The sequence below is a fragment of the Mesorhizobium sp. LSJC285A00 genome (assembly GCF_000503155.1).
Classification (GTDB): Bacteria; Pseudomonadota; Alphaproteobacteria; order Rhizobiales; family Rhizobiaceae; genus Mesorhizobium.
The window spans coordinates 144,398-169,100 of sequence record NZ_AYVK01000026.1 but is presented as its reverse complement, the minus strand read 5'-3'; the positions used below and the strand labels follow the sequence as shown (position 1 = coordinate 169,100).

24 protein-coding genes are annotated in these 24,703 nt (G+C 63.3%); 11 read left to right on the top strand and 13 right to left on the bottom strand.

What is annotated here, in order from left to right; genetic code table 11:
- Positions 1–171: 171 nt before the first annotated feature.
- The 4 genes from X726_RS148245 to X726_RS148260 all read right to left on the bottom strand — a co-directional run bounded on the left by X726_RS148245 (position 172) and on the right by X726_RS148260 (position 5,802).
- Complete coding sequence (locus X726_RS148245) at positions 172–1,641, bottom strand: UdgX family uracil-DNA binding protein (protein ID WP_023671368.1); 1,470 nt, start codon at positions 1,639–1,641, stop codon at positions 172–174.
- A 2-nt stretch (positions 1,642–1,643) separates the two neighbouring features.
- Complete coding sequence (locus X726_RS148250; RefSeq protein ID WP_023671367.1) at positions 1,644–2,879, bottom strand: putative DNA modification/repair radical SAM protein; 1,236 nt, start codon at positions 2,877–2,879, stop codon at positions 1,644–1,646.
- A 119-nt stretch (positions 2,880–2,998) separates the two neighbouring features.
- Complete coding sequence (locus X726_RS148255; RefSeq protein WP_023671366.1) at positions 2,999–4,384, bottom strand: glutamine synthetase family protein; 1,386 nt, start codon at positions 4,382–4,384, stop codon at positions 2,999–3,001.
- A 35-nt stretch (positions 4,385–4,419) separates the two neighbouring features.
- Positions 4,420–5,802, bottom strand: a complete 1,383-nt coding sequence (locus tag X726_RS148260; RefSeq protein ID WP_023671365.1) for an aspartate aminotransferase family protein — start codon at positions 5,800–5,802, stop codon at positions 4,420–4,422.
- Between the two features lie 155 nt (positions 5,803–5,957).
- Here X726_RS148260 and X726_RS148265 point away from each other — a divergent pair, with 155 nt between their 5' ends.
- Positions 5,958–6,410 carry a hypothetical protein gene (locus X726_RS148265; protein ID WP_023671364.1) on the top strand — a complete coding sequence of 151 codons (453 nt, stop codon included), beginning with the start codon at positions 5,958–5,960 and terminating at the stop codon, positions 6,408–6,410.
- 1 nt (position 6,411) lies between these two features.
- Here the strand turns inward: X726_RS148265 and X726_RS148270 are convergent, their stop codons facing one another.
- Positions 6,412–7,386 (bottom strand): WD40 repeat domain-containing protein, encoded by a 975-nt coding sequence (locus X726_RS148270; protein WP_023671363.1) that lies wholly within the window; start codon positions 7,384–7,386, stop codon positions 6,412–6,414.
- A gap of 249 nt (positions 7,387–7,635) precedes the next feature.
- Positions 7,636–8,688, bottom strand: a complete 1,053-nt coding sequence (locus X726_RS148275) for a GTP-binding protein (RefSeq protein ID WP_023671362.1) — start codon at positions 8,686–8,688, stop codon at positions 7,636–7,638.
- Positions 8,689–9,093: 405 nt separating this feature from the next.
- On the opposite strand from X726_RS148275, the gene X726_RS148280 reads away from it, so the two are divergent.
- Entirely contained in the window at positions 9,094–9,564 is a 471-nt protein-coding gene (locus tag X726_RS148280) for a MarR family winged helix-turn-helix transcriptional regulator (protein WP_023671361.1), read from the top strand.
- Positions 9,565–9,574: 10 nt separating this feature from the next.
- Here X726_RS148280 and X726_RS148285 read toward each other — a convergent pair whose 3' ends face one another.
- Positions 9,575–10,438: an AraC family transcriptional regulator gene (locus tag X726_RS148285; protein WP_023671360.1), complete on the bottom strand. Its 864-nt coding sequence runs from the start codon at positions 10,436–10,438 to the stop codon at positions 9,575–9,577.
- Between the two features lie 46 nt (positions 10,439–10,484).
- Here X726_RS148285 and X726_RS148290 point away from each other — a divergent pair, with 46 nt between their 5' ends.
- Complete coding sequence (locus tag X726_RS148290) at positions 10,485–10,892, top strand: DUF2000 family protein (RefSeq protein ID WP_023671359.1); 408 nt, start codon at positions 10,485–10,487, stop codon at positions 10,890–10,892.
- Here the strand turns inward: X726_RS148290 and X726_RS148295 are convergent.
- The gene (locus X726_RS148295) at positions 10,889–11,677 is read right to left on the bottom strand and encodes an alpha/beta fold hydrolase (RefSeq protein ID WP_023671358.1); all 789 of its coding nucleotides are present in this window, start codon (positions 11,675–11,677) and stop codon (positions 10,889–10,891) included. The two genes, X726_RS148290 and X726_RS148295, sit on opposite strands and share 4 nt — an antisense overlap.
- Before the next feature lie 128 nt (positions 11,678–11,805).
- Here X726_RS148295 and X726_RS148300 point away from each other — a divergent pair, with 128 nt between their 5' ends.
- From X726_RS148300 to X726_RS148320, 5 genes are all read left to right on the top strand, one after another.
- On the top strand, positions 11,806–12,708 hold the full coding sequence (locus X726_RS148300; RefSeq protein ID WP_023671357.1) for a LysR family transcriptional regulator: 903 nt from the start codon (positions 11,806–11,808) through the stop codon (positions 12,706–12,708).
- Between the two features lie 182 nt (positions 12,709–12,890).
- A complete protein-coding gene (locus X726_RS148305) occupies positions 12,891–13,775 on the top strand; it encodes a DMT family transporter (RefSeq protein WP_032886143.1) in 885 nt (294 codons plus the stop codon).
- A gap of 66 nt (positions 13,776–13,841) precedes the next feature.
- Positions 13,842–14,864, top strand: a complete 1,023-nt coding sequence (locus X726_RS148310; protein ID WP_023671355.1) for a LacI family DNA-binding transcriptional regulator — start codon at positions 13,842–13,844, stop codon at positions 14,862–14,864.
- A complete protein-coding gene (locus X726_RS148315; protein ID WP_023671354.1) occupies positions 14,861–15,844 on the top strand; it encodes a 2-hydroxyacid dehydrogenase in 984 nt (327 codons plus the stop codon). Before X726_RS148310 ends, X726_RS148315 begins: the two co-directional genes overlap by 4 nt.
- 81 nt (positions 15,845–15,925) lie before the next feature.
- Complete coding sequence (locus tag X726_RS148320; RefSeq protein WP_023671353.1) at positions 15,926–16,336, top strand: hypothetical protein; 411 nt, start codon at positions 15,926–15,928, stop codon at positions 16,334–16,336.
- A 10-nt stretch (positions 16,337–16,346) separates the two neighbouring features.
- Here X726_RS148320 and X726_RS148325 read toward each other — a convergent pair whose 3' ends face one another.
- The gene (locus X726_RS148325; protein ID WP_023671352.1) at positions 16,347–17,120 is read right to left on the bottom strand and encodes a gamma-glutamyl-gamma-aminobutyrate hydrolase family protein; all 774 of its coding nucleotides are present in this window, start codon (positions 17,118–17,120) and stop codon (positions 16,347–16,349) included.
- A 293-nt stretch (positions 17,121–17,413) separates the two neighbouring features.
- Here X726_RS148325 and X726_RS148330 point away from each other — a divergent pair, with 293 nt between their 5' ends.
- Positions 17,414–18,523, top strand: coding sequence for a TRAP transporter substrate-binding protein (locus X726_RS148330; RefSeq protein ID WP_023671351.1), 1,110 nt, complete (start codon positions 17,414–17,416; stop codon positions 18,521–18,523).
- Positions 18,524–18,774: 251 nt separating this feature from the next.
- Here X726_RS148330 and X726_RS148335 read toward each other — a convergent pair whose 3' ends face one another.
- The 4 genes from X726_RS148335 to X726_RS148350 form a co-directional block, all read right to left on the bottom strand.
- Positions 18,775–19,803, bottom strand: a complete 1,029-nt coding sequence (locus X726_RS148335; protein ID WP_023671350.1) for a zinc-dependent alcohol dehydrogenase family protein — start codon at positions 19,801–19,803, stop codon at positions 18,775–18,777.
- Positions 19,804–19,836: 33 nt separating this feature from the next.
- A complete protein-coding gene (locus tag X726_RS148340; protein WP_023671349.1) occupies positions 19,837–21,615 on the bottom strand; it encodes a TRAP transporter large permease subunit in 1,779 nt (592 codons plus the stop codon).
- Positions 21,612–22,217 carry a TRAP transporter small permease subunit gene (locus X726_RS148345; protein ID WP_023671348.1) on the bottom strand — a complete coding sequence of 202 codons (606 nt, stop codon included), beginning with the start codon at positions 22,215–22,217 and terminating at the stop codon, positions 21,612–21,614. The genes X726_RS148340 and X726_RS148345 overlap by 4 nt, the downstream gene beginning before the upstream one ends.
- Positions 22,218–22,413: 196 nt before the next feature.
- Positions 22,414–23,319 (bottom strand): branched-chain amino acid ABC transporter permease, encoded by a 906-nt coding sequence (locus X726_RS148350; protein WP_023671347.1) that lies wholly within the window; start codon positions 23,317–23,319, stop codon positions 22,414–22,416.
- Between the two features lie 89 nt (positions 23,320–23,408).
- Between X726_RS148350 and X726_RS148355 the strand changes: the two genes are divergently transcribed.
- Complete coding sequence (locus X726_RS148355; RefSeq protein ID WP_023671346.1) at positions 23,409–24,017, top strand: CGNR zinc finger domain-containing protein; 609 nt, start codon at positions 23,409–23,411, stop codon at positions 24,015–24,017.
- Positions 23,998–24,540, top strand: a complete 543-nt coding sequence (locus tag X726_RS148360; protein WP_031197797.1) for a hypothetical protein — start codon at positions 23,998–24,000, stop codon at positions 24,538–24,540. The genes X726_RS148355 and X726_RS148360 overlap by 20 nt, the downstream gene beginning before the upstream one ends.
- Positions 24,541–24,703: the final 163 nt, after the last annotated feature.

Genomic DNA, 24,703 nt, shown 5'->3' with positions numbered 1-24,703 from the left:
GTCGCGAAGCCCCGGGTCCATTCCGTGATGTTAGCCGTCGAGCGCAGCGGAGCAGAATTCTGCACCGTAGCAGCGTCCAAACGTCGCGGCATGAATCCTCGGGTCTGCGCTGCGTCGCTTCACTCCTTGCTCCGCCCGCGGATGACGATGTCGCTGAGGCTTTCGCTCATCTCACGACCCCATCAGCCGCTTCACCTCTCTCATATCCTTTAGGAACCGCTCGCGCTCAGCCTCCTTGTCCGTCGGCTCGTGAATGCGCAGGATAAAGGAGGGGTGGATGGTGATGAACACGCGCAAGCCATCCTCGCGTTCGATCAACTGGCCGCGCATTTTCGTCACGGCAATGGCCTTGCCCAGCAGCGACAACGCCGCCGTTGCCCCAAGCGCCACGGCGAGGTCCGGCTTGATCAGCTCAAGCTCCCGGCCGATCCACCAGCGGCAGGCCTGGACTTCGCCGGCATTTGGCTTCGAATGGATGCGGCGCTTGCCGCGCGGCTCGAACTTGAAATGCTTGACGGCGTTGGTGACGTAGACTTTTTGCCGGTCGACGCCTGCGTCATCGAGAATCGCATCGAACACTTTGCCCGCTGGCCCGACAAAAGGTTTGCCGGCGAGATCTTCCTGATCGCCAGGTTGTTCGCCGACGAAGACCACTTTGGCGTCATCCGGCCCCTCGCCGAACACGGTCTGTGTCGCGTCGCGCCAGAGCGGGCAGCGACGACAACCCTTTGCAGCCTCGCGCAAATCGGAAATCGTCTTGGCATCGTCTTCATCCGGCGCCTCGGCCGGCTCGGGCTTCGGCCAATGTCTTGCCTGCAGCTTGGCGTGGTGCGGCGCCGGCGTTGTCGGCAGTCTGGCAATCATATCCCTGGCGGCCTCGTCCGCTCCTGCGATCAGATCTGGAATGAGCGAGGCCTCGGGAAGGTTCCGCCAATATTTCTTCGGCATCTCCTTCTGCATCGCCTTCACCTTGAGCCGCGCCGGGTTGAAGATGTTTTCGAAATAGGTCAGCCACAACGCCTCGGTGTCGTCCTGATCGGGTGCATCGCCCTTGGCCGCACCCGGCCCGATCGCCAGCCTTTCGCCGTTCCAGTCGGCGGAGGCATAGGGCGTCAGGATGGTCCAGCGCATGCCGGTGAACCGCCGGACGAAGAAATCCGCGTTGCGCTCGACAATGAAATGCTCCGGCTCGAACCAGGCGACGTAGCGCTCGTTCTCGCCGTCGCCGATCTTCCGGAAGCGTACGAAGGCATGCATCTTATGGCTGTCGCGCCGCACCGCCTTTTCCATGGCTTCGAGCCGCCTGGTGTCGGGATCGGATGCGATCGCCAGCAGTTTCGGCTCGGTGCGCAGGCGCCAAAGCATCCAGTAGAGAAAGGCAAACCGGCCGGGGTCGGAGTGGCAGAAGGCGGTTTCGGCATGGGCGATGAACTCGCGCCGGACGGTAAGCTGCGCGCCCTCTGGCACCGCCGGCAAGGCATCTTGAGGATCATTGGCGTCGGACCCGACACCCCAACTAATATCCTCAGGTCGGACCTCATTCAGCGCCAGACGCCGTGCCGCATCGCGCCAACCGGCGAAATCGGTCTGGCTCGCTAGCCGGACAGTGTATCGGGCAAGGTCGAGCTGGGCCGGCTGCATGGTCAAAACAGAGACAGTTGTTCGCAGGACTTTACGATCGTGTCGCGCAAGCCGGTCTTGTCCGTCAGTCTACCCGGCGACCAGCATTCGGCGATGATGAAGGGCCTCAGCTTGGCGATCGAATGGCAGATCCGTCCGACATCTTCCAGCCGCATGTGTCGGTGGCGGCGGGTTTCAAGGATCTTCGCCACCACCTTGGTGCCCAGACCCGGAACCCGCAGCAGCGCTTCCCGATCGGCGCGGTTGATGTCGATGGGAAACCTCGCCCGATTGCGCAAAGCCCAGGCGAGCTTGGGGTCAATGGCGAGATCGAGCATGCCGTCGCTGCTGCTGGCGAGGATTTCCGGCTGCGAAAAGCCGTAGAAGCGCATCAGCCAGTCGGCCTGATAGAGCCGGTGCTCGCGCATCAGCGGCGGTTTTTGCAGCGGCAGCGACGATGACGAATCCGGGATCGGGCTGAAGGCGGAGTAATAGACGCGCCGCAGATGGTAGCTGCCATAGAGCCGCGCACTGGTGTGCAAGATGCCGTCGTCGGATGTCTTGTCGGCGCCGACGATCATCTGCGTCGACTGACCTCCGGGCGCAAAGCGTTCGCGCTTCTTGGTCCTCAGCGTCGGCTCGGCTTTTTCCTCCATCTTCCGGCGCAGGTTCGCCATGGAAAGGCGGATCGTTTCCGGCTTCTTCTCCGGCGCCAGTTTCTTGACGCCCTCATCGGTCGGCAGTTCGACGTTGATAGACAGCCGGTCGGCGTAGAGCCCGGCCTGCTCGACCAGTTCGGCCGAGCTTTCCGGAATGGTCTTCAGATGAATATAGCCGGAGAATTTTTCGTCCAGCCGCAGCCGCCGCGCCACCTCCACCATCTCGGCCATGGTCTCGTCCGGGGAGCGGATGACTCCTGAGGACAGGAAGAGGCCCTCGATGTAGTTGCGCCGGTAGAAATCCATGGTCAGCTTCACCACCTCCTCGATGCTGAAGCGGGCGCGGCGCACATTCGATGACGAGCGGTTGGTGCAGTAGCTGCAATCGTAAATGCAGAAATTGGTCAGCAGGATTTTCAGGAGCGAAATGCAGCGGCCATCCGGCGCGTAGGAATGGCAGATGCCCATGCCTTCTGTGGAGCCGATACCGCCGGATTGGAGCGAATCCTTCTTCGCCGAGCCCGACGAGGCGCAAGAAGCATCGTATTTGGCGGCGTCAGACAGGATTGCCAGCTTTTCACGGACGGTAGGTGCGCTCATCCGTTCATGATATGTTCTTGAAGGCTGCAGCGCCACCTCGTTTGATGCAGGCGGCGAAAAAGTAATCGCCGCCTGATCGTCGGGCTAGCAGGACGACTGCCCGAGTTCCAGGCGGTCTCTCAGACCTCATGGAGGTAGAGGTGGTAATCCAGCTCGCTGACGGTGCGGGCGACGCGCAGATACTCCGACTGCTTGATCGCCACGAAGGTGCGATGCAGATCCTCGCCAAGCGCCTCTTTCAGGAAGCTCGAGGCCCGCGCCGCCTCGATCGCGGCGCGCCAGTCGACCGGCATGGTCGTGCGCGTGATGGCGGCTTCATAGCCATTCCCAGTGGTTTCGGGGCCGGGGTCGAGGCCTTCGTCCAGACCCTTGATGATGCCGGCCAGCACCGTTGCCGCGATCAGGTAGGGATTGGCGTCGACACCCGACGGCCGGTGCTCGATGCGCCGGTTTTTGGCGTCGCCCGCCGGGATGCGCAGCGCCACCGAACGGTTGTTGACGCCCCAGGTCGGCGCCACCGGCGCATAGGACTGCGAGACGAAGCGCCGCCAGGAATTGGCGTGCGGCGCAAACACCAGCATCGATTCGGCCATGGTCTGGATCAGCCCGCCGAGCCCCTGCAGCAGCGGCAGCGACCAGCTTTCGCCGCCAGCCTCGGCAAAAACGTTGCGGCCGTTCTTGTCCTGCAACGAAACATGGAAATGCATGCCGGAGCCGGCGTATTTTTCGATCGGCTTGGCCATGAAGCAGGCGGTGACACCATGGCGGCGCGCCTGCGCCCGCACCAGCCGCTTCAACATGACGAGGTCGTCGGCCGCCCGCATGACATCCCTGCGATAGTTCAGCGTCAGCTCGTACTGGCCGGGCGCGTATTCGGAAATCACCGTTTCGGCCGGAATGCCTTGCGCCTTGGCCGCGGCATAGATGTCGGAAAACAGCGGCTCCATGCCGTGCAGATGGTCGACGGAATAGACTTCCGTCTTGGCCGAGCGGCGGCCGTCGAGCACGGCGTCCGCCGGCTTTACCTTGCCGTCGGCGTCACGCTCATTGGCAAGCAGGAAAAATTCGAGTTCGAAGGCGCCGGCGGGATAGAGGCCCTTGGCCGCCAAGATGTCGACCTGCCTGGCCAGCGCCAGCCGTGGGTCCGACGACATAGGCTGTCCCTCGAGATGGTACATCGCCATCAGCAACTGGCCGCGCGGCGGGTTCGTGCCGTAAAGCGGCACCAGCGTGCCGGGGATCGGCCATGCCCTGAGATCGCCGTCTCCAGTCGTCCAGATCAGCCCGGTTTCGTGCACATCCTCGCCGGTGATGTCGAGGCCGAGGATCGAGATCGGCATGTGGCGGCCGCCCTCGAAGATGCTTTTCAGCTCATGCCGGCGCACGATCTTGCCGCGGCCGACCCCGTTGGCGTCGGTCAAGACGATATCGAAGGCTTCGATTTCGGGATGGGCGTCGAGAAAGGCTTGCGCCTCGGCGGGCGTCGAGCCCGAAGGTGAAGTCATGATTAGTGTACTCGAGTTTGGCTTGGCAGCTTGTCTCATGCCGTCAGCCTTGCCGCAACCGTGGCGAAGGCGGTGATCAGCCGGTTGACCTGGACGCCGGTGGTGGCCGGTGAGATCAGCATCATGTTGTGAAAGGGCGCGATCAGCACGCCCTGGTTGACCAGCGCGACATGGATAGCCGCCTCAAGCTCCGGCGCATGGGCAGTCTCGGCTTCGGCGCCGTTCCTGAGCGGGCCAGGGGCGCAGATGAACTCGACGCGGGCGCCGACGCGGGCGACATGCCAGGGCAGATTGTAGCGATCGATGACGCCGGTCAGCCCGGCATCGAGCCGCAGGGCGAGGCGATCCATCCGGGCATAATTCTCCTGCGTCATCACCTCTTCGAGCGTTGCGCGCATGGCTGCGAACTGCAGCGGGTTCGCCGACAGCGTCGTGCCCATGCCGGAATAGCCCGGCTCCTTGGTTCGATTGTAGTCGGCATAGCGCGAGGCGACCTCGTCGCTCATGCCCCACACGCTTGCCGGCACGCCGCCGGCGATCGGCTTGCCCAGCACGAACAGGTCGGGCTGTAGTCCGAATTTCCTAGTGTAGCCGCCGGGTCCAGTCGAAATCGTGTGCGTCTCGTCTATCAGAAGCAGCGTTCCGGCCGCGCGCGTCAGTTTGCGCAAGGCGTCGTGAAAACCCGGATCGGGCAGCACCATGCAGGAATTGGTCAGCACCGGCTCAGCAATGACGCAGGCGACATCCTTGTCCTTGAGCGCTGCTTGCAGCGCGGCGACATCGTTGAATTCAATGACCTTCGCCATCGTGGTCAGGTCGCGAAACTCACCCGCCAGCCCCGGCCGATTCACGGGCTTGCCGTCGACCATCCGGACCATCGTCTCGTCGACCGAGCCGTGATAGCAGCCGTTGAAGACCAGTATCTTTTCGCGGCCGGTGACGGCGCGGGCGACGCGCAGCGCGAAGCGGTTGGCGTCGGTGGCGGTGGTGGCGATCTGCCAGAACGGCAGACCGAAACGCTGTGTGAGCAGCGGCCCGATGGCCAGCGCATCTTCCGAAGGCAGCATATAGGTCAGGCCGCGCCCGGCCTGGCGGCGGATGGCGCGCGCCACCGGCGGCGGGGAATGGCCGAACATCGAGCCGGTGTCACCGAGGCAGAAATCGTCCAGCCTGTTGCCGTCGATATCCGTGATGGCGGCGCCCTTGGCGCTTTCGACCAGGATCGGGAATGGCGTCGGCCAGTCGTTCATCCAGTGCATCGGCACACCGCCGAAGAAGCCTGGCAGGCCGTTACCGACCTTGGCCTGCGATTTCGGCCGCGCCTTGCGGAAGGTGTTCGCCTCGCTTGTCCGCAATGCAGCGATGCGGTCACGGCTGATACCGCCGATGGATGCTTTTGAACTGTTCGTGCTGTGCATGAAATCCCTCTCGGCCGGCACACTACCCAATTGGCGACGGCAACCGCAATTGGCCGTGTTGGTGCCCTGCATTGGGTCAGCAGCAAGTTCGGCAGACTTGACCTTCCGGCGCAGTCGGGCGCCAATGCGATCGGGTTTGTGGTTTGGGGAGAAAAATGCGGACGATCATCTGCGCTATTGCGCTACTCTTGTCGGCCGCTGCGGCTTCCGCATCGGGCGGCGTCTGGTGTTCCGTCGATGACAAAGCGGTGCAATTCGAGGTCGGCGCCGGGGTCACCAGAGGCATGGGCGGCCCGACCTTCAATTTTCGCGGCGATCTCGAGATACTTGGCCGGCCGGAAGGCGACAGTCTGCGCAAGACCGTCTTCGAGGATTCCGACCTCACCCAGTACTGGCTGGACGACAAGGAGTTGCGGCTGAACATCTACCACGAGCATCAGCTCGGCGATAAATTCAACTCTGTCGAACTGACGATCCTGACCAAGACCAGTGACGAGGGCGTCTATGCCGGCCGGTACACGCTTGCCGTCTACGACAACGCCGCCGACACGGAACAGGACGGCAAGCCGAAAGAATTGACCGGCAAGGTGTCGTGCGGAGCCGAATAGGTCACGCCGAGATATCGATGACGCCGCAGTCGCCGGCGGCACTGCCGAAGGCGACCCGGCGCTCTTCCTTGTCCCACATCATCGCGGTGATGGCGCCCATGCCCGGGCGGCGCAACAGCACCTCTTTGGCATCGGCAAAGCGCACCGCCATGACCATGCCGTCATCATAGCCGACGGCGACGACATCCTGGCTCGGATGGCAGGCAACCGATGTCACCATGGCGTTGCCGCGCGTGCCGAGCTCCAGCGGCGCCTTGCCCATCGGGCCGTCCTTGCCCGAAAACGGCCAGACGATCGCCGCCGGCGCGCCGGAACTCGCCAGCCACTTGCCCTTCACGCTCCACGATAGGCTTTTGACCTTGCCGGGATAGCCGGTCATGCGCATGTGCTTGCCGTCGGCGAGCTTCCAGCCATGCAGCGCGTTTTCCTGCATGGTGGTGACGAGGAAGGCGCCATCCCGCGAGAAGGTCACGCCGGTATGGGCGCCGGCCCATTCCAGCTCCACCGGTCTGCCCTCGGCGGCCGGGAAATGCAGCGTCGCGCCATTGTAGCGGGCGATGCCGAAGCGCATGCCCTTGGGGGAGAAGGCCAGCCCCTCGACCGAACGTGGATGGGCAAACTCTTTGGTCTTGCCGTCGGCAAAGCGCACGAACGCAGTCTTGCCCGTGGCATAGGCGATAGCGCCTTGCGGCCCGGCGGCAACGCTGGTGATCCACTTCTTGCCGACGCTGGCGAGTTCGCTGACATTGCCGCCGGCGGCAACGGCAAAAATCTTGCCGTCCTCGCCGCCGGTGATCAGGCGGTCGTTGGCGGCGTCATGGAACGTGGAGAGCAGGCCGTCATTGGCCTGAATTGTCTTGTGGCCGTTGTCGAGCCTATGAACTTTCCCATCGGCGAGCGCAAAATGCGGCACGTTGTCGAGGAAGACGGCGGCAAGGCAGTGACCTTCCAGGTCGAGGGGAGCAACTGTGGGCATCAGGACCATTCCAATGAAGCTGTCACCACTCCCGGGAAGCCACTGAGGCGGCCAGGCCTGGCGCCGACCTTCTCCCCTTGTGGGAGAAGGTGGATCGGCGCGCAGCGCCGAGACGGATGAGGGGTGTTGAACGGATCGCCGTCGGTGCCGAGCTGGAGCACCCCTCATCCGACCTCGCTTCGCGAGGCCACCTTCTCCCACAAGGGGAGAAGGAAGAGCGGGCAGCGCTAGCGCCATAGAGTCCGGAAATCAAGCCGCCTGGCAGGCGTCAAAGCTCTTCTTCAGCCGTTCGGCGTCAAGCTCGCGGCCGATGAACACCAGCCGGCTCTCATGCTTTTCGCCGTCTTTCCAAGCGCGCTGGTGGTCGCCTTCGATGATCATGTGCACGCCCTGGATGACATAGCGCTCGTCGTCGCCCTTGAGCGCGATGATGCCTTTCAGCCGCAGGATGTTGGGACCTTCCCTCTGAGTGATCTTCTCGATCCACGGGAAGAATTTCTTCGGGTCCATCTCGCCGCCGCGCAGCGACACCGACTGCACGGTCACGTCATGGATGTCGGAGGGATGCGCGTGATCGTGATGATGATGGTCGTGATCATGGTCGTGGTGATCGTGGTCGTGATCATGGTGGTCGTGATCATGATCGTGCGCCTCGAGAAAATGCGGATCGTTCTCCAATGCGCGCGACAGGTCGAAGGCGCCGCGGTCGAGCACTTCGGACAGCGCCACGCCGGCGCGCGTGGTGCGGTGAATCCTGGCCGCCGGGTTGATGGCGCGGATGGTCGCTTCGACCTTGGCCAGCTCTTCGGGCGTCACAAGGTCGGTCTTGTTCAGCACGACAACATCGGCAAACGCGATCTGGTCCTCGGCTTCCTTGGAATCCTTCAATCTGAGCGGCAGGTGCTTGGCGTCGACCAGGGCCACGACAGCGTCGAGTTTGGTCTTGGAGCGCACGTCGTCGTCCATGAAGAAGGTCTGCGCCACCGGCACAGGATCGGCGAGGCCGGTGGTCTCGACGACGATGGCGTCGAAGCGGCCGGGACGGCGCATCAGGCCTTCGACGACGCGGATCAGGTCGCCGCGCACCGTGCAGCAGACGCAGCCATTGTTCATTTCGTAGATTTCCTCGTCGGATTCCACGATCAAATCATTGTCGATGCCGATCTCGCCGAATTCATTGACGATGACGGCATAACGCTTGCCATGGTTTTCCGACAGGATGCGGTTGAGCAGCGTCGTCTTGCCGGCGCCGAGATAGCCGGTGAGAACGGTCACGGGGATTTGCGTCTGTGCTTCGCTCATATCTTGCCTCGAAATGGCTGGGCCACGGAATTGCGGGCCGCAAGAAGGGATTGTTGGCCTGATATAGGATGTGTGCCGGTCTTTTGCACGAGGCAAACCGCCTGGGTGTTTGACCCAGGATTGACGAAGCGGATGGGAGTGCGAGGGATGCCGACCATCAACGTGTCGCCGGAAACGCCTCTTCGTTGACCTGTGCTAAGCCGCGCCGCGTCAAACCGTTGCAATCGCCTTGGCGGAAACTCGTTTGTCATCTAACTGAAATAAACATCTGGCATCACCATTTCGAGCACCACAAATGCTTGCCGGCAAAGCTGTTTCGAAAGCCGGAATCTTTTGGATCGTCGATTGCCAACCGGCCGGCTGCGTCTATGCTGCACGCACCGGTACGGCCGAAGAGGGATCACCATGGCCAAGGCGGACAAGACTGCAACGATGAGCCGGCTGCATTCGGCGGCAAGGCTGGCAAGGACCGCGCTGGCGGCGCGGCTTCTGGCGCACGGCTTCTATGCCGGCCAAGACCAGATCATGCTGACGCTCGACCGCGAGGACGGCCAGACGCCCGGCAATCTCGCCGGCCGCCTCGGCGTTCGCCCGCCGACCATCACCAAGACCATCAACCGGCTGCAGGCCCAGGGCTTTTTGGAAAAGCGCGCCTCTTCCGCGGATGCACGCCAGGCGCATATCTTTCTCACCGACACCGGCCGCGAGATCATCCACGCCATCGAGAAGTCGGTGAAGAAGACCGAGAAGCAGGCGTTGAAGGGCCTCGACAAGAAAGAACAGAAGACGCTGTTCAAGCTGCTCGCCCGCATCGAGGCCAATTTGTCGAACGAGGAGCTGGTGCTTGTCGACGACGATGGCGACATCGACGATTGATCTTCCTGACCTAGGCGGCTACCGAAGGCCCGCGCACCAGGGTCGACCAGCGGCCGGGCGTCAGGCCGAATGCTTTCTTGAAATGCCTGTTGAAATGGCTCTGGTCGCTGAAGCCGGCGCCAACGGCAATCTCGGCCAGCGGCTCGCCCACCTCGATCATCCGTCTTGCCTTTTGCAGCCGGCGCATCAGCAGGAACCGATGCGGGCTGGTGGAATAGGTCGCGCGAAAATGGCGTGACAGCGCATAGCGGTCGAGCCCGGTGACGGCTTCCAGCTCATCGGAACGAACGGACCGCTCGGCATTCTCCTCGAGATAGCCGCGCGCCAGCGCTGCCGCACGCGAGGCCGACTTCCCCATCGGCTTTGCTTTCTGTCCCGCATGACGCCCCAGATGCTGCGCCAGCTCCGCAACGAAATCGGCGACGAACAGCTCGTCCAGTTCCTCATCGAGCGGCGACAGGGCCGAAAGCAGCGTGCCACGCAAGGCAGGATCGCTGACCACAGCATCCCTGACGAAAGGCAGCGGCGCGCCGTCGAGGCAGTCGAGCAGCAGTGAGGGTTCCAGATAGAGGATCCGGTAGCGCAGACCATCCTCGGTCCCGGCGCTGCCATCGTGCACTTCGTCGGGATGCAGCACGATAACCTGGCCGGGCAGGCTGTGGTTGACAGTGCCCCTGTAGTGGAAGCGCTGCACACCGGAAAGCGTCACGCCGACGGCAAGTGTATCATGACGGTGCAGGTCGAAGGCGTTGCCATGGAAATGCGCCTCGATGCGCTCGATGCCGGTGCCGCCTGGCGCCGAGACGATCCGGTCTTCATCCGCGCACGAACGTCCAAGACCCTGTGTCGCCTCACCGTCTAGATCGTGCGTCATCACCTATCCCTGCCCTTCATGGGCGTGCTCCGGAGTCCTCATTTTGGTGTTCGATACGAAATTTGCAATCGTGCTGCGGGACAATCTCGCCGTCTGGCAAAAGCTCAACGTCACGGCCTTCCTGACCAGCGGCGTCGTCGCGCAATTCCCCGACATTATCGGCGAACCCTACCGCGACCGCGCCGGCAACCTTTACAATCCTCTGTCGATCCAGCCGGTCATCGTGCTTTCGGCCGATGGGCCGACGCTCAACTCCATCCACCGGAAGGCGCTGGAGCGGGGCGTGACGGCGTCAGCCTATGTCGAGGAGATGTTTGCCACCGGCTTCGATGCGGCCAACCGCGCCGTCTTCGCCGAGTTCGGCCCTGAGGACGCCAAGATCGTCGGCATCGCGCTGCGTGCCGACAAGAAACTCGTCGACAAGATCACCAAGGGCGCCCGCATGCACGCCTAATTCAGCAGGAAGCGTGTAACGGCGCTCATGAATTCAGTCGGCCGCTCGACGTTCAGCATATGGACGCCCGGAAGCAGTGTAAGCGTGGCGCCGGGGATGCTGGCTGCGATCGCCTCGCTGTGGCTTGCCAGCGTTACCTTGTCGTCTTCTCCACCGATCACCAGGGTGGGGGCGGTAATGAGGGAGACAGTCCGGCGCAGATCGCAATCGCGTACGGCGGCGAAGCATCCCGCGAGACCTTGGGGCGGCGTCGCCAGGACCATCGCGCGGAACGCGTCGACGGTTTCGTTTGGGCCGGCAAGCATCGAGGCGGGAAACCAGTTGTGCATGAACATGTCCGCGGTGGCCGACATGTTGCTCGCTGCAAGGACAGTCCTGATCTGCTCATCAAAGTAAGAAGCCGGCCCGAGATGCGGCGAGGTGTTGGAAAGGATGAGACGCTCGATGCGCTCCGAGGCATGGATACCCAGCCACTGCCCTACGAAGCCGCCCAGCGACAGCCCGCAGAAATGCACGCGGGCGATTTGAAGCGCATCCAGCAGCTCAAGGACGTCGCGGCCCAGCCGATCAAGCGAATAGGCTCCGGCCGGAGCATCGGAACTGCCGTGGCCGCGCAGATCATAGCGCAGCACCCGGAAAAATCCGGCAAGTTCCGCTAGCTGCCGGTCCCACATATGCAGGTTCGTCGCAATGGAATTCGAGAGCACAAGCACAGGGCCGGCCCCCGCCAGCTGATAGGCGATCCGGCAGCCGTCGCCCGTCGTAAAATAAAGCGTGTCAGTCATCTGGTCCTCATCTCACCCTGGCGAAAGGAGTTCGATGCTCCCGCCGCCCTTTGAATGAGCCACCCTAGGCCTCGTAATTATCCAGGAAAATTACTATGATTGGACGATCTCAGTAGGTTTTTACGATAATGAATGGTCTGAAACTCCACGACTTACGGTGCTTTGACGCCGTGGCAAGCGAGGGCAGCTTCCAGGCGGCCGCCCTTGCCTTGAACCGATCGCATCCATCCGTCTTCGCCGCTGTCGCACGCCTCGAGCAGTTGCTCGGGCTCACACTTCTCGACCGCAGCGGATATCGGGTGGGGCTGACGGAGGCGGGCCGCGAGTTTCACGCGCGAGCGCAGCTGACATTGCGCGAGCTCGACCATCTGCGAACCTATGCGGGCCAGTTGGCGAGCGGCGAGGAGACGGTCCTGCGTGTCGTCATGGGTGATCTCTGCCCGCGACCGCAAATCCTGCGTATGCTCAGCGGCTTCTTTGCCGAACGCACCGGGACACGCCTGCACCTGGAGTACGAGGCGGTCGGCGGTCCGCTCGAACGGTTGATGGAAGGCTCGGCTGACCTCATCTTCCATCGCGCGGATCCTTCCGATCCGCATCTCGAGCGGATCGATCTCTGCGCGGTGCCCCTCGTGCCGGTGGTGGCGCCTGGGTTCCTTCCGTTCGCGCCTGGCCGCGAGATTGCGCCGGAGCAGATGCGGCCCTTCACCCAGTGCGTGATCCGCGACACGGCGCGGCGGCCATCGCCGGAGAGCTATTTCCTCATCGACGGTGCGCATCAGTGCTCGGCGCCGGATCATCTGATGAAGAAGGAACTGATCCTTCACGGACTGGCCTGGGGCCATCTGCCGGCATGGCTGATCGAGGACGAACTGCGGGATAGGAGGCTGATCTCGATCGCTGGTGCACATCTGCCCGGCCGGACGGAGATCCTGGCGGCGGTGCGCCGGCGCGACCGACCGCATGGACCCGTCGCCGAGGCGTTGTGGCTTCATCTCCAGGCGCAAGTGGCATCCGACGAGGCGCTTTAGCCGGCATAGGATCGGCCCGCGCTGAGCCTGCGCGCGGCTCCTGTTGTGCCAGTCGCTTTTGGCTTGCCGGGCGCACGCGATTGCCGCAAAGGTTAAGCGTTGATCCTCCCTGCCCGGCCTGACATTTGAACGTTCCCGCAAGATCAGACGAAAGCGCAACGCCGCCCGCGGCGATGCTGTTCATGCTGTCCACCTATGTCTTTTTCACCTTTCTCGACACATCGAGCAAATATCTGGTGCTGGCCGGCGTCTCGGCGCTGATCGTCGCCTGGGCCCGCTTCACCGTCCATGTCCTGCTTGTCGGCGTCTTCCTGCGCGGCTGGCGCGAGCCGTCGCGCTTCCGCGCCAACAATTTGCCGGCCCACATCCTGCGCGGCGGTCTGCTGTTCGGCTCGACGATGTGCAACGTCATGGCGCTCAAAACGCTTCAACTGGCCGAGACCACCTCGATCTACTTCTTCGGGCCGATGGTGATCACCGCCCTTGCCGGACCGCTGCTTGGTGAATGGGCCGGCTGGCGGCGCTGGCTGGCAATCCTGTCGGGCTTTGTCGGCGTGCTCGTCATTACAAGGCCGGGCATCGGCGTGTTCGGCATCGGCCATCTTTTCGCGCTCGGCTCGATGCTGTCGAACAGTTTTTACGTCATCATGACGCGGCGGATGTCAGCCAGCGAAACCTCGGAAAGCCTGATCCTGTTTTCGGCGCTGGCGCCGGCCGTGCTGCTTCTGCCGATGCTGCCGTTCTCGCATGGGCTGCCGCAGGATGGCTGGCACTGGTTCATACTGGTGATGCTGGGCGTGTTCGGCGCCGGCGGCCACTGGCTGCTGGTGCAGGCCTACCGCCTGGCGACCACCACGGCGCTGGCGCCGTACCCCTATTCGCAGATGGTCTGGATGATCCTGTCCGGCTGGATCATCTTCCACCAGTTCCCCGACCGCTGGACGCTGGTGGGTGCTGCCATCATCGTCGCCAGCGGCCTTTACATCATCCATCGCGAGCACCGTTTGCGGCTGCGCAATCGCACGACCGTCGATGCCGAGGCGGAGGCGCTGGCGAAAAAACTTTGATTTGCTCCGAATCCGATGGCATAACGCCGCATTTAAAAAATTTAAAAAAACTCGGGGAGCGAAGGGCTGGCACAAAAGATCAAGCTTTCGACGATCGCGGATGCGCTTGGCGTGTCCACGGCCACTGTCTCCCTCGCCTTGCGCGACAGCCCGCTGGTCGCCGGCGCCACGCGTGACCGCATCAAGGAACATGCGCGGGCCATCGGGTATATCTACAACCGCCGCGCCGCCTCACTGCGCACCTCGCGCTCGGGCATTGTCGGTGTCGTCGTGCACGACATAATGAACCCGTTCTTCGCCGAGATCCTGCGCTCGATCGAAAGCGAACTCGATCGCAGCCGGCAGACCTTCATCCTGTCCAACCATTATGACCAGTTGGAAAAGCAACGCACCTTCATCGATACGCTGCTGCAGCTTGGCGCCGACGGCGTCATCATGTCGCCGGCCATCGGCACGCCGGCTTCCGACATCGTCATGGCCGAGGAAAACGGCCTGCCGGCGGTGCTGATCGCACGCAGCGTGGAAGGCGCCGACGTGCCGGTGTTTCGTGGTGACGATGCCTATGGCACGGCACTTGCCACCAATCATCTGATCTCGCTCGGGCACAAGCGCATCGCCATGATCGGCGGCACCGACCAGACCTCGACAGGGCGCGACCGCTACCAGGGCTATCTCAACGCCATGGAGGCCGCCGGGCTTGAGGTCAGGCCGTCCTGGCGCATCGCCGGGCCGCGCACCAAGCAGGGCGGATTCGAGGCGGCTGGACAGTTTTTGGCGCTTAAAGACAAGCCAACCGCCGCTTGCTGCTGGAATGATCTGGTCGCCATCGGCCTGATGAACGGCATTGCCCGCGCCGGCCTGGTGCCGGGCGCCGACATCTCGGTCACCGGCTATGACGATCTCGAGGAGGCGGCAATCGCGACACCGGCGCTCACCACGGTCTGGAATGGCCAGCGAGAGGTCGGCCGCCGTGCCGCCAGCGCGCTGCTCGACAAGCTGAACGGACAGGCGGTACGGCCGTCACAGGAACTGATCAAGCCGGAACTGCATGTGCGCCAGTCGACCGGCAAGCCGGTGGAGCGTGCATGACCAAGACTGATGCGTTGCAGACCGTCGCCGTTCTGGTGCCGGGACATTTCAACGACCATGCGGTCGAGCGCATCGACCGCACCTTCAAGCGGGTCAAGATAGAGCGCGCCGATCCCGCCCTGGTCACCGAGGAGATGCGCCATGACGTGCGCGCCATTGCGTCCTTTGCCGGCGTCAATGCGGCATTGATGGATGCATTGCCCAACCTCGAACTCATCGCCTCCTTCGGCGTCGGCTATGATTCGGTCGATGCCGGCCATGCGGCCAAGAAAAACATCATGGTCACCAACACCCCCGATGTTTTGACCGAGGAGGTCGCCGACACCACGATCGGCCTTTTGCTCAACACCGTGCGTGAACTTTACAACGCCGAGAAATGGCTGCGCGACGGCAGTTGGGTGAAGAAGGGCAACTATCCCCTGAGCCGGCTGACCTTGCGCGGTCGGCATGTCGGCATTTTCGGCATGGGCCGCATCGGCCTTGCCATTGCGCGCCGGCTGGAAGCGTTCGGGCTGCCGGTGGCCTACCACAACAGGCGCAAGGTCGAAGGTCTGGCTTATGAATACCACCCGACGCTGAAGGGCCTTGCCGAAGCGGTCGATACGCTGATTTCCGTAGTGCCGGGCGGCGCTTCCACGGAGAAGGCGGTCAATGCCGAAATCCTGGCGGCGCTTGGCGCCAACGGCGTTTTCGTCAACATCGGCCGTGGCAGCACGGTCGACGAGGCAGACCTCGCCGCAGCGCTTGCCAACGGCACCATCGCCGCGGCCGGGCTCGATGTTTTCGCCGATGAACCGAATGTGCCCAAGGCTTTGCTGGAGGCGCCAAACACCTCGCTTTTGCCCCATGTCGGCTCGGCCTCGCACCATACGCGCCGCGCCATGGCGGATCTGTGCGTCGACAATCTGGTATCCTGGTTCAGCGAGCGCCGGCCACTGACCCCGGTGCCTGAGACGGCGCAAGTCAAGCCACGAAGCTGAGCGGCTCTCTGCCACACTCGTTAACGTCGGCTTAACGCTTTGGAATCATTCTGCATCTGCGCCGGGGGCGCGGAGTGCAAGATGACGAAACTTCCGGCATCGATTGCGGCAGCGGCACTTTTCGCCGGCTTTCAGCTGTTTCACGGCGGCAGCAGTGAAAGTTCGGCCAATGAAGCAAGGCCGGCAACCACCTTCAGGCTGGTCGCCAATGGCGACGAAGGCGACTGCGCGGTTAGCCGCGGCGCCGCGATTGACGATGGCCTGTCGCTGTTGACCGTGGCGCCGAATTGCCGCGGGCTGCTGCCCGGCATCGAGCGGGCAAAATTCTGGCGAGAGGGCGAGGACGGCACGATCGCGTTCAGCGCCGACGGCACCGACCCGATCGTCACCTTCTCGGTTGCGGATGGCGACGGCTACGAATCCTACGCTCCGGCCACGCCGCTGCTGTCGCTGGCGACAACCGGCGAACGGGATCAATCCGCCGGCAATTGATCGCCGGGATTTATTCCGCCGCCGCCCGTGCACCGGCCTTCGCCGCCGCATGCAGCCGCACCGCATCGCCGAAGGCGCGGAAGATCTTGGCCGAGTTGTTGTCCGACTTGACCCAGTATTCGGGGTGCCATTGCACGCCGACGGCGAAGGCGCGGGCGTCCTTCACCGAAACTGCCTCCACCGTGCCGTCGCCGGCAACCGCCTCGACCTGCAGCTTCGAGCCGAGCCGGTCGATGCCTTGGCGGTGCAGCGAGTTGACCTTGATGTCGCCGGCGCCAAACACGCCGGCCAGGCAGCTGCCCGGCTTGATCGAAATGGTCTGATGAATGGCGAAGCGTTCGTCCTGGTTGTCGCTCACCGGCGCGCGATGGTCGAGCGAGCCTTCGCGCTCCTGGATCTCGGTGCCAAGCGTGCCGCCCAGCGCAACGTTCAACTCCTGGATGCCGCGGCAGATGGCAAGCAGCGGCACGCCGCGCTCGATCGCCTTGCGGATTAGCGGCAGCGTGGTGGAATCGCGCGCCGGGTCGTAGGGGCCGTTGGCTTCGCTGGCGTCGCCGCCATAGAGCGATGGATGCACGTTGGACTTCGAGCCAGTGACCATGACACCGTCGACCGAAGACAACAGCTCGTCGAAGTCGAGCCGGTCACCGAATGACGGCACCAAAAGCGGGAACACGCCGGCGCCGGAAAGTGCTGCCTCGATATATTGCTGCGGGACGGCATGCCAGGTGTAGTTGTCGAACTGACGGACGTCGGTTGATATGGCGACGAGCGGCTGGTGCATTTTGGGTCCGGATTCCATTTGGCGCGAAGCGAATAGCTATTGTGCCTGCAAAATAGGCGATCCGAAGGCGCTTTTCCATGGCAAGTTTCGCCATCTCGCATGGGCCACGCGGCGAACGTTAGACATAGTTGCAGGCTGGCCGGCCGGCCCGCGGATTTGTCGCCAGCGCCGCCGTCAAATCCCGCCACCATGCTGGACTCGACCTTTTGCCCGTGTATTGTTTCGGGCAAATCGATACCGGACGTGAGGAGATGTCCCTGATATCGGTTGTTGGTCCAATAGGGAGGAACTGCATGGATCGTCGTTCATTCATCCGCAAGGCCGGGGTCACCGGCGTGGGCGCAGCGGCGGCTGCCGCTACGCTAGCCGCACCGGCAATCGCCCAGTCCAATCCGAAAGTGACGTGGCGGTTGGCGTCGTCCTTTCCCAAGTCACTCGATACGATCTATGGCGGCGCCGAAGTCTTCTCCAAGATGCTGTCTGAGGCGACGGACGGCAATTTCCAGGTCCAGGTCTTCGCCTCCGGCGAACTCGTGCCCGGCCTGCAGGCCGCCGACGCCACCACTGCCGGCACTGTCGAGGCCTGCCACACGGTGTCATACTATTATTGGGGCAAGGACCCGACATGGGCGCTCGGTGCGGCGGTGCCGTTCTCGCTCAACGCGCGCGGCATGAACGCCTGGCACTATCATGGCGGCGGCATCGACCTGTTCAACGAGTTTCTTGCCACGCAGGGTCTTTTCGGCCTGCCCGGCGGCAACACCGGCGTGCAGATGGGCGGCTGGTTCCGCAAGGAGATCAACACCGTCGCCGACCTGTCCGGCCTCAAGATGCGCATCGGCGGCTTTGCCGGCAAAGTGGTGCAGAAGCTCGGCGTCGTGCCGCAGCAGATCGCCGGTGGCGACATCTATCCGGCGCTGGAAAAAGGCACGATCGACGCCGCCGAATGGGTCGGCCCCTATGACGACGAGAAGCTCGGCTTCTACAAGGTCGCGCCCTACTACTATTATCCCGGCTGGTGGGAAGGCGGCCCGACCGTCCATCTCTTGTTCAACAAGGCCAAGTACGAGGAGCTGTCGCCCGCCTACAAGTCGCTTGTGCACACCGCCGCGCAGGCGGCGGACGCCAACATGCTGCAGAAATACGATTTTCTCAATCCTGCGGCGGTGAAGCGGCTGGTGGCCGGCGGCGCGAAATTGCGCCCGTTCAGCCAGGACATCATGGCCGCCTGTTTCGAGAAGGCCAATGAGGTCTACACCGAAATGGAAGCCACCAACGCACCGTTCAAGAAGATCTGGGACTCGATCAAGGGCTTCCGCAAGGAGCACTATCTGTGGGCCCAGGTGGCCGAGTACAATTACGACACCTTCATGATGGTCCAGCAGCGCAACGGCAAACTGTAGGCTGGGATCTGTCCCTTCTCCCCGTCACTATACGGGGAGAAGGTCCCGGCAGGTGGATGAGGGGCGGCGCAAACTTCGGCGATTGATCGCCTTGGGCTTGGTAGCCGCCCCGAAATTATAGCTTATCTTTCCAAGCGTTGACGCTGCACCTCACCTGCCTGCCGGCATCCTCTCCCCGTATAGCGACGGGGAGAGGGACGCGGTCATCGTCGTTTCGCCAATCGCCAACGTCGCAGGATTGAGGCTGCCCTTCAATCCCTGCCCGGCACCACCAACACCTTGACCTCGCCGGGGGCGGCCGGGTTGGAGATAACCGAGGGGGCTCCGTCCAGGCCGACCTGTCTGGAGATGAGCTTGTCGATCTCGATTGCCCCGGACGCGACAAGGTCCGCTGCCCGCCTGTGGGTGAAGGGGTTGATGAACGAGCCGAGAACCTTCAGTTCGCGAAACAGGATGTCGAACGGTTCGAAGGGCACTTTCACGCCTTGCGGCATCACGCCGACGATCACCACCGTGCCGCCGGACTTCGCCAGCCGCATCGATTGTTCGACGGTATCGGGGACACCGGCGCATTCGAGCACCACGTCGGCCCCGCCGGGCACAAGGCCGGTTGGGCCGGCGATCGCCTCGATCGGGTCGACCGCGCTTGGGTCGACCGTCGCCGTTGCACCGAGCTCTTCGGCGAGCGCACGGCGGGAGGCCTGCCGCGTCGACAGGATGATGGTCGCCGCTCCTGCGAGCCTCGCCAATTGCACGGTAAGCAGGCCGATGACGCCGCCACCAAGCACCACCACGGCAGCGCCGGGTCTGATTCCGGCGAGGTCGACAGCGTGCAGGCAGCAGGCCAGCGGCTCGCAGAAGGCGCCATGCGTTGGCTTGAGGTTCGCAGGCAGAAGAAAGGCCTGGCTCTGCGGCATCACGACATAGTCGGCGAAGCCGCCGTCGCGATGGATGCCGATGGCCCTGAGATTGCTGCACAAATTGACCCGGCCAGCCCGACAATGGCTGCAGCGTCCGCAGAAGATGTTGGGATCGCCGGTAACATGGTCACCGATGGCGATGCCGGAAACCGCATCACCGACAGCCTCGACGATGCCGCAGAATTCGTGACCAAGCGTCACCGGCGGGCTCGAAGGGAATTCGCCGTGGAGGAGGTGACGGTCGGTGCCGCAAACGCCGCAGGCTTCGACGCGCACCAGAACGTCCTGCGGTCCCGCAACAGGCTTGTCGACCTCCCGTAGCGCAATGCTGCCCACGGCTTCCAGGCGCACGGCTCTCATGACATCCTCACTCAGGTTCTCAGTGTTCACACATCAGTTGAAGTTCGGCGGCTGCGACAGGTCGGTCGCCGGCGCCGCCGGCTTGGCGGGCGGCGTCTCGCCGAAATTCGGCGGCTGCGAGAGATCGTTCGACGGTGGCGCCGCAGGTGATGGGCCACCGTTGGCTGGTGGTGGTGTGCCGAGAGGCGCAAGGCCTGGCATATCAGGCAAGTTGATCTCGATCGTTCCCGGATCGACGGCCGCACCCTTGTAGCGCATGACCATTTGCGGGAAGGCGATGGTCAGCCCGATCATGATCACCTGGATGCAGACGAAGGGCACGGCGCCCCAATAGATCTGGCCGGTGGTCACCGGCGCGATCTGCTTGCCGGTGAGGCGATCGAGATAGGGCACGCGCGCGGCGACAGAGCGCAGGTAGAACAGCGCAAAGCCGAAAGGCGGGTGCATGAAGCTTGTCTGCATGTTGACGCCGAGCAGCACGCCGAACCAGATCAGGTCGATGCCGAGCTTATCGGCAGCCGGCGCCAAGAGCGGTACGATGATGAAGGCGAGCTCGAAGAAGTCGAGGAAGAAGGCGAGCACGAAGACCAGGATGTTGACGCCGATCAGGAAGCCGACTTCGCCGCCCGGCAGCGACGTCAACAAATGCTCGACCCAGACGTGGCCGTTGACGCCGTAGAAGGTCAGCGAGAACACCCGCGCGCCGATCAGGATGAACAGCACGAAGGAGGAAAGCCTGGTGGTCGACGCGAGCGCCTGTTTGATGACATCCAGCGACAACCGCCCCTTCATTGCCGCCATCGCCAGGGCGCCAACCGCGCCCATGGCGCCGCCCTCCGTCGGGGTGGCGATGCCGAGGAAGATGGTGCCCAGCACCAGGAAGATCAGCGCCAGAGGCGGGATCAAAACGATGATCACCTGCTGCGCCAACCTGGACATCATGTTGATGTTCAGGCCCTTGTCGGCGATCGCCACGATATAGATCAGGGCTACGCCGACGCTGGCGCCAAGAATATCGGCATTGTCGCCATGCGCCGGCGCAAGGTAGCGATAGGCCGCATAGAAAGCCGCGACTGCCACCAGCAGTGCCGCGAGCAGCGACAGCACGCCGTGGCCAAGCGTGCGGGCCGCCAGCGGCAACGCCGGCATCGAGTTCGGCCGGACGATCGACATGATCAGGATGTAGAGCGTGTAAAGGCCGGTCAGCACCAGGCCGGGGATCAGCGCGCCGGCATACATGTCGCCGACCGAACGGCCGAGCTGGTCGGCCAGAACGATCAGCACCAGCGACGGCGGGATGATCTGGGCGAGTGTGCCGGATGCCGCGATGACGCCCGACGCCAGTCGTCGGTCATAGCCGTAGCGCAGCATGATCGGCAGCGAGATCAGGCCCATGGCGATGACCGAAGCCGCGACCACGCCCGTGGTCGCGGCAAGCAGCGCACCGACGAAGATCACCGCATAGGCAAGGCCGCCGCGAACCGGGCCGAACAGCTGGCCGATCGTGTCGAGCAGGTCCTCGGCCATGCCCGATCGTTCCAGCACGATGCCCATGAAGGTGAAGAACGGGATTGCCAAGAGCGTGTCGTTCGACATCACCCGGCTGCCGTAGAAATTGTCGGGCAGCGCATGCAGCAGCGGCCACGCCAGGTTGATCGAGCCGCCCGAATAGGGCGACAGCACGACACCGATGAAGAAGAACATCAGGCCGTTGGCGGCGAGCGAGAAAGCGACGGGGTAGCCGATCAGCAGGAAGATGATCAGCGAAGCGAACATGATCGGCGCCATGTTCTGGGCGATGAACTCGATCATGGGCGCGCCTCCTGGGCGAGCGCCTTGGCTTCTTCGGCAAGGGCTTTCGCCTCGAGCTCGGCCTGTTCGTGCACCGAGATGAACGGATTGGGATCGTCCATGTCGCCGCGCATGATGGCGATCTTCTTGATGATCTCGGAGATGCCCTGCAGCGCCAGCAGGAAGAAGCCGACGAGCAGGATCGCCTTGGCCGGCCAGATGATCAGGCCGCCGGAATTGTTCGACATTTCGCCGCTGCGGAACGACAGCGACACGTAGGGTATAAAATAGATCACCATCAGCGTCACGAACGGCATCAGGAAGAAGACATGGCCGAGCAGGTCGATCCAGTGCTGCACGCGGCGCGACCACATGCCGTAGACGATGTCGATGCGGATATGGTCGTTCTGTTTCAGCGTGTAGGCGGCGGCCAGCATGAAGGCGGCGCCGAACAGGTACCACTGCAGTTCCAGCCAGGCATTCGACGAGACGTCGAAGACCTTGCGGATGATGGCATTGGCGGCGCTGACCAGGATTGCCAGCAGGATCAGCCACGATATCCACCGGCCGATGAACTCGTTCATACGGTCGATCGTTCTGGATAGAGCGAGCAGCCCTGCCATGCATTCCTCCCTGAGGTCGAAGGCGCGCCGTCTCCCCTATTTTCCGTCGCGCCGCTGTGGCCCAACGGTATGCCGTGCGTGGTTCGGCGGGTCAACATGGCATGGGCGCGATCAACGCCGTCGTGACGGGAGGCAGGGGATAAGTGCCGACCGGCTGCTGCGTCATGCAACCAAAGTCTGACAGCGGATGCGGCGATCAGGCGATCTTCTGCTGGTCGCGGCCGGGACCGATCAGCACAAGTGCCGCGACCAGGAACAGATACATCCAGCCATCGCGCCATTCGATCGGGAAATAGCCGGCCCATAGCGACTCCGCCATGCCGAAGGCGGCCGCACCGAGCGCGGCCCGAGGCGGAGAGAGATAGCCGCCCACCGCCGTCACGAACAGGATTTTCAGCCCGTAGACGAGGCCGGAGCCGAAGCTGACATTGCCGTAGTAAAGGGCGGCCATGATTCCGGCCAGCGCGGCGCAGAAACCGCCGAACAGCACCGCATGCCGGAACACTGCGCGCACGTCCACGCCGCACATGGCAGCCGCTTTGGGATCGTCGGAGACGGCGCGCCAGCGGCGGCCGAAGCCCGAGCGGGCAAACGCCCATGCAGCGAGCATGATTGCCGCCAGAACCACCGCGCAATCGATGAGTTGGATCAGCGTCAGCGTCGCCTGGAAGCCGGCATCCTGAGCGAAGACAATGGGTTGCGCCAGCATCGGCGGCAGCCACCAATCATGCGTGTCGGCGGCGATACGGCTTGCTTCCGACAGCACCAGCAGGATGCCGAGCGTCGTCACCACAATGGCATTGGGCGTGCGGTCGGCCAGCGGTTCGAAGACGCTGCGCGACAGCACGTGGCCGATCAGCGCGGCATAAAAGAAAGCCGTGACGACGCCGAGCACCACTGCCGCCAGCAAGGTCAGCCACAATACCTGATAGCCGAAGGCCACGGTCAGGATCATCGTCTGGCCGCAAAAGGCGAACAGCGCGCCATAGGCGAGATTGGTCCGGTGCAGGATGCCGTTGGTCAGCACGTAGCCGAAGGCAAGCAGCGCATAGAGCGCGCCGGAATGCAGCCCGTTCAGCACCTGCTGGAAGAAATAGAGCATAGACAGCTTTCCGGGCGCCGGAGCCCGCGCCAAGGTTTGCATCGTAGAATCTAACTTGTCAAATGCGTTTTATGGGTTAGATTTCTGATATGACAGTATCCTGGACCCCACATCGCTTCACCGGCGGCATTCTTGCGCTCGATACGGCCAACACCGTGGTGTTGCGCAACGATCCGGAAAAGACCTTCGACCGTTTTGACGATCCGGCCGAGATCGCGCGCTTCGCCGATGCCGCAAGCGGCTTTCGCGGTGCCGAGCTTGGCGGCAGACCGCTGGAGGCGACCTCGCCGGACAGCATCGCCCCGGTGGTGCTGGCGATCCGCGAGACGACCGACCGCCTGTTTCGCGGCGCGGTGTCGAAAGGTGCGCTTGCCGCCGGCGATCTCGCCGCTTTTCTCAAGGCCTGCGCCAACGGCCTAGATCGGAGCCTGGCCGAAATCGGCGCACCGGGCAGACCGTTCGGCGATCCGGCGACGCCGATCGCGTTCGAGGCGGCGCTGGCGGTTTCGGCCTTGTCGCTGCTGCGCGACGACACGGTCGCCAGGCTCAGGATCTGTCCCAATTGCAGCTGGCTGTTTCTCGACAGGAGCCGCAATTCCAGCCGCCTTTGGTGCGATATGGCTGTGTGCGGCAACCGCCAGAAAGCAAGCCGTCACTATCGCCGCCGCACGGCGGCACATGAGGTCAACAATGCCTAGGGTTGTTTTTCGTTCGATCCTTGTCGGTGCAGCGCTCATTGCAGCCGTTGCGCTTGGCGCCTGCCGCGACACCGGCGGCGACGGCAAGCTGTTCGAGGTTTCCGGCAAGGTCGTCGTCTTCAATTACCGTCTCGCCCGGGCGACCTATGTCGTGACGCTGCGGCCCCTGCAGCCGATGGGCGAAGGCCAGGTTGCGGTCGCCAGTTTCCAGAATCCGGCCGGCGGCCCTCCCCTGGTGATCGAGCAGAAGGTCTGGCCGAAGCTCGACAAGGTCAGCCTGGAGAGCCCGGCGCTGACCTGTATCGTCAAGGACAAGCCCTATGCGATTTCGATCAGCATCAGGGGTCCTGACGGCACGTTCCTGCAGAAGATCGACACGACGCTGATGTCGAGCGAGGACCAGTCGATCCTTCCCGACCGGCCGCTGGTGGTCGACCAGCTCTATACGGCCAATCCCGATCTTGCCGGCCATCCCGACGGCAAGCTGCCGGGTGAGCCGAAGCCGGATTGCTCGAAAGGCTGACGCGTCTTAGCCCGGCGCGACTGCGTGGAAATTTCTGGTCGCCGGACAACCGCCGCGGACCGATTTCGTGCCGGATACGCGACGGCAGCGGATCGTTCGTTGCGCTTTGCCTGGCACTTTCGATTTCGTTTGACCTGCCTTGCAAGCGGAGAAAGACTGCGCC